The organism is Chryseobacterium sp. Leaf394 (assembly GCF_001424105.1).
In the GTDB taxonomy this organism is placed as follows: domain Bacteria; phylum Bacteroidota; class Bacteroidia; order Flavobacteriales; family Weeksellaceae; genus Chryseobacterium.
This window is the reverse complement of record NZ_LMQH01000011.1, coordinates 208,242-223,918: the sequence shown is the minus strand read 5'-3', so window position 1 is coordinate 223,918 and position 15,677 is coordinate 208,242. Positions and strand designations below refer to the sequence as shown.

Here is a 15,677-nt window from a genome sequence, read left to right as displayed (position 1 = left end):
AAAAAAAAGCGGGATTCGCTGAGTGATATTTCGGCAAGACAGATTTTTGCAAGGAGTAAACTTTTCCTCTGGGAACGCGCACAGGAATTTAAATATTCCAAAAGATTCGGCGAAAAAATAAACATTTTAGACAACAGAATATCAGGTTTGAAACAACCGATCAATGAACTGATCACACTTCAGAGCAACAGAAACAAAATTCCGCATCAGATTACTCAGGAAAACCGCAGTCTCTACCATTTTTTTCTTTCAGATACGATTGTAATGGATGGCAGGAAAACTTTTGTCATCAATTTCAGGGAAGTCAGTTACAGGAAACCCGTTAAAAAAAGGAAATTTACAGGAACCGTTTACATTGATACCGAAACTTTCGGCATCAAAAAAATTGAGAGTCTGAGCAGGGAAAAGGACGAAAGCAGGGTCTCAAGTACATGGATTTACTACAATTCCAAATGGTTTTTGGCTGAAGAAAGAGTGAAGATGGAAATGAGCAGAATGGTGATGGAAGAAGATGCCGAGCAGGAAAACGATCAGGCAAAACGTCCACAGAAAAAGATCAGGAAAAGCTTTGGAACATACGCTTATCTTTATGCTGAATATTTCGATTTTCAGTCTCCGGTTGAGGAGCACAAGAGTGACTTCAAAGGATATACTTTCAATCTTAAAAATGCCGACGGAAAAACACTTGATCAATACCGGACAAGACCTTTGAGTGACCGCGAAATGCGGACCTACAAAACCATAGACAGTCTTGGGAGGATTTACAGAATCGACAGTAAGGCAAAATTTGCTACCGGTTTGATCAACGGACAGATCAGAATTAAAAGTCTGGATTTTGATGTGGGCGAGCTCGTCAACTACAACCTTTATGAAGGACTGAGAGTCGGTTTAAAAACCAAAGTCAACGAAAATTTCGATGCCTACGTTTCGCCGGACTATTACATCGCCTACGGTTTTAAAGATGATTCGTGGAAATACGGTTTGGGGATTGATTTTAAAACAACATTAGAAAAAAATTCGTTTTTCAGAATAGAATATACCGACGATGTTTTTGCCTCAGGAGAATTTCACCGCCGGCTCTGGAATTTCAAAATGCGGATGATGAACTATGGAAACAATATCAATAACGATAAATATTATCATTACAAAGGTGTTTCTCTTTCTTATTTAAACGATGTTTCCAATGGTTTGACTTTGGCTTTTGCGGCAAGAAGAAATTTTGAGGAAGCTCAGTTTGATTATAATTTCAGAAATGAAGGTGCCGGATTTCATAATTTTAACACACTTTTCACACTTAAATATTCGCCAAATTCTACGAATATTATGACGCCGCAGGGCAAATCTATTGTGGAACAGAGAAATCCTGAGCTGTATTTTAATTTTGAAAAAAGTTTCAGTGCTTTTGGCGGAGATTTTAATTACACCCGATTTGATGCGCTTTTTATTCACAATTTCAAAACTTTAATCGGTACCACCGGCTTCAGACTCTACGGAGGAATGGTTTTTGGCGACGCTCCGATCTGGAAAAACTTTACGATGAACGGGATGGCTTCCAACAGCCGTGACCTTAATTTTAACCTTACTTCTTTCCTTGGTTTTGCAACACTGGAGGGTGGAAAATATTACAACGACAGATTTATCGCCTACTATTTTACTCATCAGCTGCCATGGTATTTTAAAAGTTTTGGGCAGAATGTTTCAAGTGTAGATTTGGTTTTAAGAGGAACGCTCGGTGCGATGAAAAGACCGCAAAATCATCAGTTTGATTACCAGCAGCTCGACAAACTCTATCAGGAAGTTGGCCTGGAATGGAATAATTTTCTTTCAAGCTATTTCAACTTAGGACTTTTTTACCGTGTTGGATATTATACAACAGGAAATTTCAAGGAAAATTTCGCTCTTCAGTTCAAACTGAAACTTTTGCAATTTTAAATTTAAACAGAAATATTTAGCTTTGCACTCAGTAAATATTTTATGAAATCAATCGAAATAAAGGCCGACCTGTTTTTTGAAACGTTAAAACTAAGAGATGTTTCCATGTGGGAAATTTTTGCGCAGATGATCGACGGTGAAGAAAAAGAAATTATTTTTTTAAACGAAGACGACACTATTCTCTTCAACTATATTTTACCTGTAAATAAAGAGAAACTGGATGAAGACCGTAAAGAATTTTCGAAACAGTTTACTGAAAAACTTTCACATTTAAACTGAAAATTCCGTAAGGAAATTTTAAACGTATTTCTTGGCATTGTTTTTTCTTAGGCAAAAGGTATGTCTTTCAGCAGAAAGATTTACTTAAACACCTTCAAAAAATTTATGCAAAAAATCTTTATTTTCATGTTTGCTGTAATCTGTGCGTCTTTGCATTCGCAGTCTAAGATTATCGTTAAAAATGCAGCAAACCAACAGCCTGTTTCAGGTGCGACCGTGAAATGTGGCAGAACTGTTTTAGGAAAAACCAACGCATCGGGCGAACTTGAATTTAAAACCAAATGCAAAAAAGCCGACGTTTCTGCTGCCGGTTTTTATGAAGATGAAGTCGTGGTAGACAAGGTGATGGAAATCTTTCTAAGCACCGAAGACCCCAAAACAAAAACCATACAGGAAGTTACTCTCGATAACAAAAGTGACCCTGAAGCTCTGCGTATTTTACGTGAAGTGAACAACAGGTACAGAGAAAATTCACCTCAGAGCCTTCCATCCTACTCTTTCAAATCGTATGAGAAAATCTCTCTCGACATTGATGAAGACAGCATAAAAGCCTACAATTCATTTATCACAAGAAGAATAGATTCGTTACAGAGCCTTCCGGAAACACCGATGAAAGCGGATGATAAAAAAGATTCTCTGGAATCTGTAAACATCATGAAACTGGTAGGAAGCAGCAAAATGTTTTTGTGGGAACGTGCCTCAGAATTTTTGTATTCTGAAAAACATGGCGAAAAAATAAATATTCTCGACAACAAAGTTTCGGGAATGAAAGAACCGATCTATGAGTTGATTGCCTTCCGTTCCAACCGGAGCGATATTCCAAAGGAGATAAAAGAAGAAAACAGAAATCTTTATCGTTTTTTCCTGACCGATTCTATTGAAATTGACGGTAGACAGAATTACGTGATCAGATTCCGTGAGGTCGGATACAAAAAAATTCAGAACAACAGAAAATTCAACGGTTATATCTATGTTGATAAAGAATCTTATGCCTTAAAGAAAATTGAAAGTAATTCTAAAGTAAAAAGCGACGGTACCATCACAAGCATCTGGAAACCAATCGAAGGAAAATGGTTTTTGGTAAAAGAGGATTTCAAACTTAAAATGGGCTCTGCCGCCTTCAACCTCGACGGAAATAAGGACGAAAAAGAAACCGAAGAAAATAAAAAACTCAAAAAGAAATTCGGAACTTACGCGTTTGCAACAGCAGATTATTTCGATTTTAAAACCAATCCGGAAACCAATCCTAAAAATTTTAAAGGATACAGTATAAGCGTAGAAAATACGGATGGCAGCACGATAAATCAATATAGAACGGAAGAACTTTCTGACCGTGAGGAAACGACCTACACCAAAATCGACAGCCTCAGTAATAAATACAAACTGAATCAAAAAGCAAAAGCTCTTGCTGGTTTAGTCAGAGGAAAACTCCGTTTGGGAATGGTAGATTTTGATCTTTCAAGAATCATCGGATACAATAAATACGAGCATTTCAGATTGGGAGCAGGAGCAAAACTGAATGAGAGATTCAATAAATACATTTCTCCTGATGCCTATTTTGCCTATGGAATTTATGATAAAGATTTTAAGTTCGGTGCTGGTGTCGACATCAGAACAACGCTTGAGAAAAACTCTTTTTTCAGAGTGGAATATTTTGATGATGTGATGGCAGCAGGACGCTTTTCAGAAAATCTGTGGAATTTCAGAATGAAACTGATGAACTCGGGAGTAGCCATCAACAACAACGTTTTCAACGGTTACAGAGGTTTCAAAGTAAGTTATGAAAATGATCTTACCAACGGATTAACTTTAAACGTTTCAGCAAAGAGAACGACCGAAGAAGCACTTTTCGATTATAATTATAACAATATGGGAAGGGAATTTGATTTCGCCTCCTCAACAATTACTTTAAAATATTCCCCGAACTCTAAAAACATCATGACTTCGCAGGGAAAATACACATACGATCAGCAGTTTCCGGAGTTTTATTTCAACTATGAACAGGGCTACAAAAGTTTAGGCGGAGATTTCAATTTCAGCAGATTAGATGCTTTGATTTCTCATAATTTCAAAACGAAAATCGGAGTTACAGGCGTTCGTCTTTATGGTGGATTGATTATGGGAGACGCCCCGATCTGGAAAAATTTTACAATGAACGGATTGGCCAACGGCAGAACCGGTTTTAATTTTAACCTTACTTCTTACATCGGATTTGCGACAATGGAAGGCGGAAAATATTACAGTGATAAATTTGTCGGAACCTATATTACACACAGAATTCCTTGGTATTTTAAAAGTATCGGAAAAAATGTTTCAAGTTTTGATCTGATCTACCGTGGAATCATCGGCGACATGAAAAATCCTGAATTGCACCAGTTTGAATTTCAAAAACTCGATCACTTGTACAACGAAGTAGGCTTGGAATGGAATAATTTCCTTTCTTCACAATTCAATTTAGGGTTTTTCTACCGTGTAGGACATTACAACACGCCAGGATTTAAAGATAATTTTGCAGTACAGTTTAAGTTTAAAATTTTAGGATTCTAAGATATGAGTAATGAGTAATTGGCAATGAGTAATATGAAGCCTCTCTAAATTTATTTTTGAGGGGTTTTTTATTTGAAACATTGAGATCAGGAAGTTTTTAAGATGGATCAAAGATTTGCAGACAAATTTTTAGGGTGTTTTCTTACTGAATATTTTAAATATTTCACTCAAAAAATCTTAACCATCTAAATTTCTTAATGGTTCAATTTTCCTGGATTCTGAAAAATCTCAACCGTTTTTCTCGCTTCAGCGACATCGTGTACACGCAGAATTTTCGCATCCTTTTTCAACACTTTTAAATGTAATTTTTGGGTTTCTTCATTGATGTCCGAAGGAGATTTCCCCAAAGGTTTATAGATAAAAGATTTTCTGGAAATACCGATGAGTAAAGGAAATTTTTGAAAACCTAAATACTGTACTTCGTTAATCATTTTCATCTGATCCTCCACCGTTTTTCCAAAACCAAAACCTGGGTCGAGAATAATATCTTTCACGCCCATACTTAGAAGTTCTGCAGTTTTTTCTGAAAAATACTGATTGACCGAAAGTGTAATATCCTGAAATTTAATTTTATCATGCATCGTTTCATAAGACGGATTGACGTGCATTAGAATATACGGTAGTCCGCTTTCTGCAACGGTTCTGAACATTTCAGAATCAAACTGTCCTCCCGAAATATCATTAACAATATCAATTCCTTCATTGAAACCAAATTTTACTGTTTCTGCATAAAATGTATCCAGAGAAATCAAGGCTTCCGGAAATTCTTTTTTAATGGAAGAAATAATTTTTCCCAAACGTTTTATCTCTTCATCAGAACTTAAAAATTCAGCATTAGGGCGTGTAGACTGTGGCCCAATATCAACGATTTCTGCACCATCAGCAAACATCTTTTCTGCATGTTTAAGGGCAGAAATTTCATTATTAAATATCCCTCCATCTGAGAAAGAATCAGGTGTGAGATTCAGAATTCCCATGATTTTGGGTGAAGATAAATCAACAAGTCTTCCATTGCAGTTTATGGAGTGAAATTGCGATTGAGAAGTAAAAATTGAGCTTTGTTCAGGCAAGCTGTTTTGGGACATTCGGTTGCAGTATTTTAACCTCACAAAATTAAATCAAAAGTTGATTATTCTGAGAAAAAATTATACTGATGTCATAACTTTTATATGCTGTCATTCCGTCTCAAGTCCGGTTTAAAAAGACAAAAATGTGTATATTTGAAAGATTAAGAAAATGTATGTCAAAAACTTCAGAACAATTTGGTCTTATCATCAGTGAATGCCGAGATCTTTTCAGCAAAAAAATGCACGATTACGGTGCCGCGTGGAGAGTTTTACGACCGAGTTCAATCACCGATCAGATTTATATTAAAGTCAACAGAATCCGCACTTTACAGATGACGGATGTTAAGATGATTGACGAAAGTGAGGAAGGAGAATTCATTGCGATTGTCAACTACTCTATCATCGGATTAATTCAGCTTGAGAAAGGCCTTTCAAATGATTTTAATGAAAACCCTGATGAAATTTTAAATCTTTATGATAAATATTCTGCTGAAGCCCAGGCTTTAATGGAAAAGAAAAACCACGATTACGGCGAGGCATGGAGAGATATGAGAATTTCATCGATCACCGATTTAATTTACCAGAAAGTTTTAAGAACCAAACAGATAGAAGACAATCAGGGAAAAACTATTGTTTCCGAAGGTCTGGATGCCAACTATTTTGACATGCTGAATTACGCTGTTTTCTGCCTGATAAAATTTGCTGAAAAAGAACAAAAATCTGAAACCAAAACAATTTGATATGATTAAAGGTTTACTGCGCATCATCATTGCCATCATTTTCATCGCTTCCGGATTTGTGAAAGCCGTCGATCTGGTCGGTTTTTCTTTTAAAATGGAAGAATATTTTGAACCTCCGGTTTTTAACATGCCTTTTCTGGAAAAATTTGCTTTGCTTTTTTCTATAATTATGGTGGTTCTGGAGCTTTGGCTTGGACTGATGCTTTTGCTGAAACTCAAACTTAAATTCACGCTTTCTGCACTGATTGCACTGTGTGTTTTCTTCGGATTTCTGACTTTTTATTCCGCTTATTTCAATGTCGTAACCGATTGTGGATGTTTTGGAGATGCCATTAAATTTACGCCCTGGCAGAGTTTTATCAAAGACATTGTACTTCTGGCAGGATTGATTATTCTGTTTATTCTTTACAGCAAAGAATTCCAAAAGACCGATGAATACAGCGACAGACAACCGACACGTTCTTATGCCAAAATAAAATACACTGTTCTTGGCGTATGCTCTCTGATTCTGATTTATTTTATGACGGTGGGAATTATTAAGGAGCCACTGATTGACTTCAGGGATTATAAAATAGGTACGGATCTGAATGCCGAAAAGAAAAAAATCGCTGCAAACCCTTTTGAATACAAGACTTTCTATTCAATGAAAAACGAAAAAACAAAGGAGGTAAGAAAAGTCAATCAGGACGATTACATCAAGCAGACCGAGTATTGGGCAGAAAATACTCCATGGAAAATTGAGGAAGATAAAAATGAATCTGTTTTGGTGAAAGAAGGTTACAAATCTGAAATAGCAAAATTCAAGGTAGAAAATACTGAAGGCGGTGAGGTTACAGACGAAATTCTGAACGCTCCCGAGGCAGTTATTATTTTTTCTTACCATCCCCATGATGTTTCTCCGGAACTTCTGAAGCAGGTGGAAGCGAAAGTAAATTTGAATAAAAATGCTGTAAAATACGGAGTGTCTACCATCCCGACAACCTTTAAAACAGTCAAAAATGCCATGATGGATGAGACTGCCATTAAGACCATCGCCAGAAGCAATCCTTTCGTTTTAACCTTAAAAAACGGAAAAATAATCGACAAGCAACCTGCAAAAGACTACATAAAATAGCAGCAGACTGATCAATTTTAAATCCTGAATTTTAAATCTTAAATAATTATAGCATGCAGAAATCAAATAAATCAATCGCCGGATATCACCTTTTAATGATTCTTTCATCTGTTGACGGCGAATTTGCTCCCGAGGAAGGAATGCTCGTTCAGCAATATCTGGCTGACGAATTTCCATTCAAAATGAATCTGGATAACGAGCTGGAAACCATCGCTCTCCTTCAGCCTGAAGAGTGGAAAGATCATTTTGAATTCCACGGAAGATGTTTTCTTGAGGATTCTACTGAAAAGGAGCGTCTGAATTTCATTCAATTTGCTAAAACATTAATTAAAGCGGATGATGTGGTGACCGATGAAGAGCATACTTTCTATGTGCTTTTGAAAAACCTTTGGAATTTGAATTAGAAGGCCTCACGCAGATTGAAATTCCCAAAAACTTTCTTACTCCAGCACTTATGTAAGGAAAATTTTTGGGTAATTATCGCTTAACCAAACAATTAAAATTTATTCTAAACCCTAATAGAAAAATATAAAATAATGAGACGAAAAATAGTTGCAGGAAACTGGAAAATGAACAAAAACGTAATTGAGGCTCAACAGCTGATGACCCAATTACTGGAATACACCATGAGCAACAAAGCCAACTGTGAAGTTTGGATTGCGCCACCGGCATTGTATCTGATGATGGCAAAAGACGTTTTTGAAAACGACGAAATCGGAGTTTTTGCCCAAGACATCAGCACGCACGAAAGCGGCGCTTACACAGGAGAAATCTCTGTCGACATGCTTGAATCCATCGACGCTGACGGAACTTTAATCGGTCATTCTGAAAGAAGACAATACCACGGTGAAAACGACGAGAGTTGTAACAAAAAAGTGAAATTAGCTTTGGATAAAGGCTTAATTCCTGTTTACTGTAACGGAGAAACTCTGGAGCAGAGAAAAGCAGGACAGCATTTTGACGTTGTAAAAACACAGACCGAAACGGCTTTGTTTACGCTGTCAGCAGAAGAAATTAAAAAAGTAGTGATCGCCTATGAACCGGTTTGGGCAATCGGAACCGGCGAAACAGCTACTCCGGAGCAGGCTCAGGAAATCCACGCTCACATCAGAAGTAGTATTGCAGAAAAGTACGGACAGGAAGTTGCTGACGAAGTGTCAATCCTTTATGGTGGTTCTGTAAAACCTGATAATGCTAAAGAAATTTTCTCTCAACCTGACATCGACGGCGGACTGATCGGCGGTGCAGCTTTGAAGGTGGAAGATTTTTCTAAAATTATTGAAGGATTTAATTAATTTGAAAATTTGGCGGGGAGTCAATTTGAAAATAAAAAAAAGGGACGTAATATCAAATTACATCCCTTTTTTAGTATCTGGTCAATTTTTAAATTGACACATTTTTCGAATTACCGAATTACAACTCTTTTTTCGATCTCTGTAAAACTTCATCTACCATTCCAAAATCTTTGGCTTCAGTAGAAGTCATCCAGTAATCTCTGTCTGATGCTTTTTCAACCCACTCATAAGTCTGTCCTGAATGCTCAGAAATGATATCGTATAATTCTTTTTTAAGCTTCAGCATCTCTCTTAAATTGATTTCCATATCAGAAGCTACACCCTGTGCACCACCGCTTGGCTGGTGAATCATCACTCTTGAGTGTTTCAAAGCTGAACGTTTTCCTTTTTCTCCGGCTACCAGAAGTACAGCTCCCATTGAAGCAGCAATTCCTGTACAGATGGTTGCTACGTCTGGCTTAATGATTTGCATCGTGTCATAAATTCCCAAACCTGCATAAACGCTTCCACCAGGAGAATTGATGTAAATCTGAATATCCTTTGCAGAATCTGAACTTTCAAGGAACAAAAGCTGAGCAGTAACAATATTGGCTACCTGATCATCAATGCCTGTCCCAAGGAAGATAATTCTGTCCATCATTAAACGGGAGAATACATCCATTTGTGCCACATTCAGTCTTCTTTCTTCCATGATATACGGCGTAAGGTTGGTAGGCCCATACATTCCCATATACTGATCGGTCGCAAGACCGCTGTTTCCTAAGTGTTTTACAGAGAAATCTCTGAACTCTTTTTTAATATCCATAGGTAATTAAATTATCTTTTCCTTTTGAGTGACTAATTTCGTTCCAAACAAATGTAAGGACATTATGGCAGAAACACGAAAAATTTAAGCAGAAAAAATGTTCTTAATAGTGGTGATAAGAATTTAAAATGAAGTGCATTGCTATTTATTTGAAAGTCCTTAATCGTACCAATACACCTTTTTAACAACGTAGCCTGCTTTAGCAAAAGCCTTTACGAGATTATTCCCGATATGCTCGTTGTTATTGAAATGCAGATAGGTAAAAAAAGTTTCGCTGTTGGTGCTGCGGGTTTGCTGATTGTTATCTTTGTCAACACTTTTCGATTTGATCTGCACATCTCCCCCATCCGAATTCAAAATTATATTGATGTCTTTCCCGATACTGGAAATTTTTGACAGATGTACTTCCTGCCTTTCAGTATACAAACGAAATCCATTTTGTTTTTTGATTTCCACACTTAGAATTTTATTTTTATCGATAGAAAATTCTTTCGTGAGCGTGACGGTATCGCCATCAAAATGAGGATAGGTAAACTGATTTTTCAGCTCATTCTTAAGTTCGTTATTAAGGATTTTTACAATTTCTTTTTCCTGAGCAAAGCAGAATGAACCGACAAAAAGGAATAAAATTAAATATTGTTTCATGGTTTTAAGTTTTAAAATTACAGTTGTAATTTATTTAAAACGAAACAAATACAGCAATAGTATTTAAGCATGAAAATTGCTGAAGCAAGAAATCAGTCACGAAAATTTACTTCCCGATTTGTTTCATCAGTTCAAAACAAAGTTGGTCGATATTGCCCATTTTAGGATTGAAAGCTGAAACATTTGACAGAATAACAACCGCTGTTTTTCCTGCAGTATCGATTGTCATCGATGATGAATATCCCGCTGTTCCGCCATTGTGCCAGAAAAGATCACTGCCGTTCTGAGATTTTAAAATATGCCAGCCCAAACCCATTTTCATTTTTTCGCTGACTGTAAATGTGGGCGTTCTCGTCAGAGTAAGATCAGTATTTTTCAAGTCAAACTGTGCTGTGGCAAACTTTGAAAGATCTTCAGTTGTTGATAAAATTCCGCCACCACCGAAAAGGACATCAAAATCCCAGTTAGAAACCTCTTGCCCATCAGCATTTAAACCTTTAACCAATTTTGAACCTAAATTCTTTGAGCTGGTGAACGAATTATTCATTTTAAATCTGTCAAAAATTCTTTTCTGAAGAAGTTCTGTAAAGCCGGTTTTTTGCGACACAGCTAAGGTATGCCCAAGCAAACCTGCTCCCAGATTGGAATAATCATATTTTTTCTCGGAATTATTTTTAAGATTTAAACCATTTTTAAGATAATCGTAAAGCTGCTCACTTCCATAATTTTTGTACGGATTTGAGATATCAGAAAGGTTAATATTTTCAGGAAGCCGTGGCAAACCTGAAGTGTGATTGGCTAGAGTTTCAAACGTAATTTTCACATTATTTTTAAACGGAAACGGATAAAACCTGTTGACTTCATCATTGAGTTTCACTTTTTTATCAGCAACGAGAGAAGCCAGAACTGTGGAAGTAAAAACTTTCGTCAGCGAACCGATTTCAAAAACTTTATTTTGATTTTCTGATGCTTTAACGGCTTTATCTGATTTTAAAATTCCGTAATAATTTGTTTTTCCATCTTTAATGACAGCAATTGAAACCTGAGTATTTTCGGGAAAATCTTTCGTTTTTGAAAAAATCAAATCTGAAATTTCTTTATGATAAGTATTCAGTGCATTATTGATTTCACTTTTCGTCGCTGATTGTTTCTCAGTCACAGGCTGAATCAAAAGCCCACTTACTTTGTTATCGGCATCGAGTGAGAGATGAATTTCCAGTGTTGCTCTCTCAAAATTGGTGTTGTAGATCGCAGTTGTACCTTCTTTAGTTGAAAGTTTTGTCGAAGTGATTTGTCCGGCCTGAGACTTTAGACCTTCAAGAAACTGTTTTGTACTTTCGAGTGGCAGAGCTTTCTGCATTTCAGGCGAAAAAGAGTTGAAAACCGACTCGTAATTTCCAGAATTATACTGAGTCTGAAAATTTTTAATCGCCGTAGAATGATGATCTGTCTGAGCAAACAAAATATTTGATGTGAACATCAGAACAAGTAAGAAAAACAGTTTTTTCATGGAGAATTATTTGAATAACTTAAAAGTCAAAGATAAAATTATTTTAACGTGAGTTTGATTAATAATTCTAAAATATTTGATTTTTCAGTTTCAATCAAACCTTTGTAATCGGCGACCACTCCAGTTTTGTTGCCAACTGCCTTGAAAACTCTGTGAGCATCATGATCTTTTTTATGGAATCAAAATACGCTGTAGGATTATTTTCACGGTGGTTTTCGAGATCGGCGGTCATTTTTCTGATGAGGAGATGAATGTAATAATATTTGTGAATGAGAATATTGGCTTCCACTTCCGCAGCAAGATGATCACCAATCGCAGGCGGGAAAATATTTCGGGTCGACCAATCGCTCAGATCATCAGGAGAAAGGAGTGCATCGGCCACTTTCAGTGTAATATCTTCATCCATCAACGTGATAAAGAAATTTCCGGCACGTATTTCCTCATTTTCAATTCCGATTTTGATGTCTTCGATGATTTTCTGATTGGTTGGTATCTGAAATTCATAATTCTCATCTTCAAAGTGATGGAGAATTTCTTCAATGACGGTGATTTCGTATTTCTCAAGATTGGCATCCTGTCTTTCTAAAACCATGTCGCCAAACATCAGCATTGTATCAATCAGTTTATTTTCCTGATGAATAATATTAAACTGTACCGAATCTTCAAGCTCTGCCTGTTGGGGAACGATTTCCAGTTTTGCAGGTTTCTGCTGTTCTTTTGGCTGGTGTTGGGTCTGATTTTGCGTGATCTGCTTCTGAATATCGAGCTCATTAAAAAGACTCTGCTCCGAAAGCCCGAATTTATTTGAAACCTCTTTCAGATAGACCTCCTTTTTCAGAGCATTCTGTACAAACGAAACTGATTTTACAATGTTCCGGATGGCTTCAGCCTTTTTTATAGGATCTGTTCCGGCATCTTTAAGAAGAATTTCAGCTTTAAAATCAATGAAATCTGTCGCTTCGTTTTCTATAAATTTCTCAACGTAATTCTGAGGATGTTTCCGGGCAAAAGAATCGGGGTCGTCGCCCTCGGGAAAGAGCAGAACACGGATGTTCATGCCTTCCGCCAGAAGCATATCGATACTCCTGAAACTGGCTTTAATTCCCGCGTTATCACCGTCAAACAAAATCGTTACGTTTTCAGTAAGTCTTTTGATCAGTTTAATTTGCTCAGTTGTCAGAGAAGTTCCGGAACTCGCCACCACATTTTCAATTCCAGAAAGATGAAGTGAAATCACATCCATATACCCTTCCACCAATAGACAGACATTTTTTCTGGAAATCGCCTGTTTGCTTTGGTTTAAGCCATAAAGAACATTTGATTTATGATAAATTTCTGTCTCCGGAGAGTTGAGATATTTGGCGGTTTTAATATTGTTCTTAAGAATTCTGGCTCCGAAACCTAAAACCCTTCCCGAAAAACTGTGAATTGGAAACATCACTCTTTCACGGAAACGGTCGATACCTGCCGGAGAATTTTCAGGAAAAATAGAAAGTCCGGATTTCTCTAAAATTTCTTTGGAATAGCCTTTCTCAATCGCATATTCGGTAAATGAATTTTTCTTTTCCGGAGAATATCCCAGCTGAAATTTTCTGATGATGTCATCCTTCAGCTCACGTTCTCTGAAATATGACAGACCAATAGATCTTCCCTCCTCATTTTCCCACAAAATATTCTGGAAATAATCGTTGGCAATTTCATGAATTTTATAAAGAATATCTCTTTCCGTCTGTGCAATTTTGGCTTCCTCGGAGAATTCCTGACGGTCTTCTTCTATTTCAATTGCATATTTTTTGGCTGCATGACGAAGTGCTTCCGGATACGTAAAATTTTCGATTTCCATTAGAAAAGAAATCGCTGTACCTCCTTTCCCAGTCGAGAAATCTTTCCAGATCTGCTTGCTTGGAGATACAACAAAACTCGGCGATTTTTCTTCATGAAACGGGCTCAACCCTTTAAAATTGGATCCCGCCCTCTTCAGCTGCACATATTCGCCCACAATCTCCTCTACCCGGATTGTGGAAAATATTTTATCTATCGTTTGCTTGGAAATCACGTCTTAATTCTGAGAAAGTTATTTTACTAAGTTCAAATTAATAGCAGTTTTGTAGATCAAAAAACTTATTAAGGCTACAAAGATATACATATAGTTGCTATTTTTATAATGACGAATTTTAAGAAATTAATTTACAGGATTTAAAATCTTTAAACCAAATATTTCTTTTTTAAATTTACCTCAGCAAATTAAATTAATAATGAAAAAAATCCTTTCTATAACGCTGTTTCTACTATCATTCGTTACATTTTACAGTCAGGAAATTGTTCCGCTGTGGGGAGAACAGATTCCCAATCAGAAAGTAAGTCAAGAAAAGGAAACTTCAGTTGAAAGAACGATTGTGTGGATTGAAAATATTCAGAAACCGACGTTGGAAGTGTATTTGCCATCGAAGAAAATTGCGACCGGTAAAGCTGTGGTTATCTGTCCGGGAGGCGGTTATCGGGGTTTAGCGTATGATGGAGAAGGGACAGATATTGCCAAATGGTTTAATTCTAAAGGTATTGCTGCATTTGTTTTAAAGTACAGAGTTCCGGCTTCAAAATCATTGATTATTCCACATGAAGCGCCGCTGCAAGACGCAAAAAGAGCGATAAGACTGGTAAGAAACAACGCCAAAAAATGGAATATTTCAGAAAACCAAATTGGAATTATGGGATTTTCAGCAGGCGGCCATCTTGCTTCCACTTTAGGAACTCATTTTGAAAGTGAAGACAAATTTCCAAAATCAGAAATAGAAAACATCAGCGCAAGACCGGATTTTATGATTTTGATCTACCCGGTTATCACAATGGAAGCTTTTGGGCATCAGGGTTCGAGAGAAAATCTCTTAGGTACAAAACCCAGTCAGGAATTGGTAAATTATTATTCAAATGAGCTTCAGGTAACGGGTAAAACTCCTCCCACATTTTTAGTGCACTGTTCCGACGACAAAACAGTTCCCGTGAAAAACAGCATTGTTTTTTACGAATCACTGCAAAAAGAAAAAGTAGAAACTGAAATGCATATTTTCCCAAAAGGTGGTCACGGTTTTGGTCTTGCCATCGGAAAAGGACATCTTGAAAACTGGACTGATAATCTCTACAGATGGATATTGAGCTTAAAGTAAAAAGTTAAAATCAGGTAAAATGTCACTCTGTAAAAAGTTTTGAAAGAGCAAAACGTTTACTAATTTTACAGCCTCAAATAAATTGCATGCATTTCGAGATCAGAAATTTAGAACAATGGCAGGATGTGGTGAAGGAAATTTTGCCACAACTGAAACATAATATCCTTTTGCTGAAAGGAAACTTAGGAGCCGGAAAAACAACATTTACACAAGTCCTCCTGAAAAATTTAGGAAGTCAGGACGAGGTCAACTCTCCTACTTATTCGATTGTAAACGAGTACAGTTCGCCGAAAGGAAAAGTTTTTCATTTTGATCTTTACCGTTTGAAAAACATCGGAGAAGTGTATGACATCGGCATCGAAGAATACCTCGACAATTCTTTTCTCTGCATCATAGAATGGCCGGAAGTTTATGAAGAGGAGCTCGACGGACTCGGCTACCACACCATGGAAATTGATAATAACGGAGAAACAAGAGAAATTACTTTCGAATAACTAAGTACTTCAAGTTTTACAATGTTTTGAAATTTAAAAGATGGTTTGAAAAAGCAGATAGCAAAAAGCTAATTGCTATCAGCGA

14 protein-coding genes are annotated in these 15,677 nt (G+C 36.8%); 9 read left to right on the top strand and 5 right to left on the bottom strand.

What is annotated here, in order from left to right; all coding sequences use genetic code 11:
• The 3 genes from ASG21_RS05675 to ASG21_RS05665 form a co-directional block, all read left to right on the top strand.
• Positions 1–1,932 (top strand): hypothetical protein (locus ASG21_RS05675; protein WP_185113711.1); only part of this gene is annotated, 1,932 nt, incomplete at its 5' end.
• A gap of 42 nt (positions 1,933–1,974) precedes the next feature.
• On the top strand, positions 1,975–2,211 hold the full coding sequence (locus ASG21_RS05670; RefSeq protein ID WP_056076925.1) for a hypothetical protein: 237 nt from the start codon (positions 1,975–1,977) through the stop codon (positions 2,209–2,211).
• Positions 2,212–2,316: 105 nt separating this feature from the next.
• Positions 2,317–4,758 carry a hypothetical protein gene (locus ASG21_RS05665; protein ID WP_056082156.1) on the top strand — a complete coding sequence of 814 codons (2,442 nt, stop codon included), beginning with the start codon at positions 2,317–2,319 and terminating at the stop codon, positions 4,756–4,758.
• A gap of 194 nt (positions 4,759–4,952) precedes the next feature.
• Here the strand turns inward: ASG21_RS05665 and folP are convergent, their stop codons facing one another.
• Positions 4,953–5,735: a dihydropteroate synthase gene (gene folP, locus ASG21_RS05660; protein WP_082482439.1), complete on the bottom strand. Its 783-nt coding sequence runs from the start codon at positions 5,733–5,735 to the stop codon at positions 4,953–4,955.
• Between the two features lie 263 nt (positions 5,736–5,998).
• Between folP and ASG21_RS05655 the strand changes: the two genes are divergently transcribed.
• The 4 genes from ASG21_RS05655 (at position 5,999) to tpiA (ending at position 8,974) form a co-directional block, all read left to right on the top strand.
• Positions 5,999–6,565 (top strand): DUF1599 domain-containing protein, encoded by a 567-nt coding sequence (locus ASG21_RS05655; protein ID WP_056076921.1) that lies wholly within the window; start codon positions 5,999–6,001, stop codon positions 6,563–6,565.
• 1 nt (position 6,566) lies between these two features.
• Positions 6,567–7,679, top strand: coding sequence for a BT_3928 family protein (locus tag ASG21_RS05650; RefSeq protein WP_056082155.1), 1,113 nt, complete (start codon positions 6,567–6,569; stop codon positions 7,677–7,679).
• 53 nt (positions 7,680–7,732) lie between these two features.
• The gene (locus ASG21_RS05645; RefSeq protein ID WP_056076919.1) at positions 7,733–8,083 is read left to right on the top strand and encodes a TerB family tellurite resistance protein; all 351 of its coding nucleotides are present in this window, start codon (positions 7,733–7,735) and stop codon (positions 8,081–8,083) included.
• Between the two features lie 132 nt (positions 8,084–8,215).
• Positions 8,216–8,974, top strand: coding sequence for a triose-phosphate isomerase (tpiA, locus tag ASG21_RS05640; protein ID WP_056076918.1), 759 nt, complete (start codon positions 8,216–8,218; stop codon positions 8,972–8,974).
• A gap of 118 nt (positions 8,975–9,092) precedes the next feature.
• Here tpiA and clpP read toward each other — a convergent pair whose 3' ends face one another.
• From clpP to dnaG, 4 genes are all read right to left on the bottom strand, one after another.
• Positions 9,093–9,779, bottom strand: coding sequence for an ATP-dependent Clp endopeptidase proteolytic subunit ClpP (gene clpP, locus ASG21_RS05635; protein ID WP_056076915.1), 687 nt, complete (start codon positions 9,777–9,779; stop codon positions 9,093–9,095).
• A gap of 159 nt (positions 9,780–9,938) precedes the next feature.
• A complete protein-coding gene (locus ASG21_RS05630) occupies positions 9,939–10,424 on the bottom strand; it encodes a hypothetical protein (RefSeq protein ID WP_056076914.1) in 486 nt (161 codons plus the stop codon).
• Between the two features lie 106 nt (positions 10,425–10,530).
• Positions 10,531–11,934 (bottom strand): serine hydrolase, encoded by a 1,404-nt coding sequence (locus tag ASG21_RS05625; protein WP_056076912.1) that lies wholly within the window; start codon positions 11,932–11,934, stop codon positions 10,531–10,533.
• 94 nt (positions 11,935–12,028) lie between these two features.
• A complete protein-coding gene (gene dnaG / locus ASG21_RS05620; RefSeq protein WP_056076910.1) occupies positions 12,029–13,990 on the bottom strand; it encodes a DNA primase in 1,962 nt (653 codons plus the stop codon).
• A gap of 199 nt (positions 13,991–14,189) precedes the next feature.
• On the opposite strand from dnaG, the gene ASG21_RS05615 reads away from it, so the two are divergent.
• The gene (locus tag ASG21_RS05615) at positions 14,190–15,098 is read left to right on the top strand and encodes an alpha/beta hydrolase (RefSeq protein WP_056076908.1); all 909 of its coding nucleotides are present in this window, start codon (positions 14,190–14,192) and stop codon (positions 15,096–15,098) included.
• A gap of 86 nt (positions 15,099–15,184) precedes the next feature.
• Positions 15,185–15,592 carry a tRNA (adenosine(37)-N6)-threonylcarbamoyltransferase complex ATPase subunit type 1 TsaE gene (tsaE, locus tag ASG21_RS05610; RefSeq protein ID WP_056076906.1) on the top strand — a complete coding sequence of 136 codons (408 nt, stop codon included), beginning with the start codon at positions 15,185–15,187 and terminating at the stop codon, positions 15,590–15,592.
• Positions 15,593–15,677 lie beyond the last annotated feature (85 nt).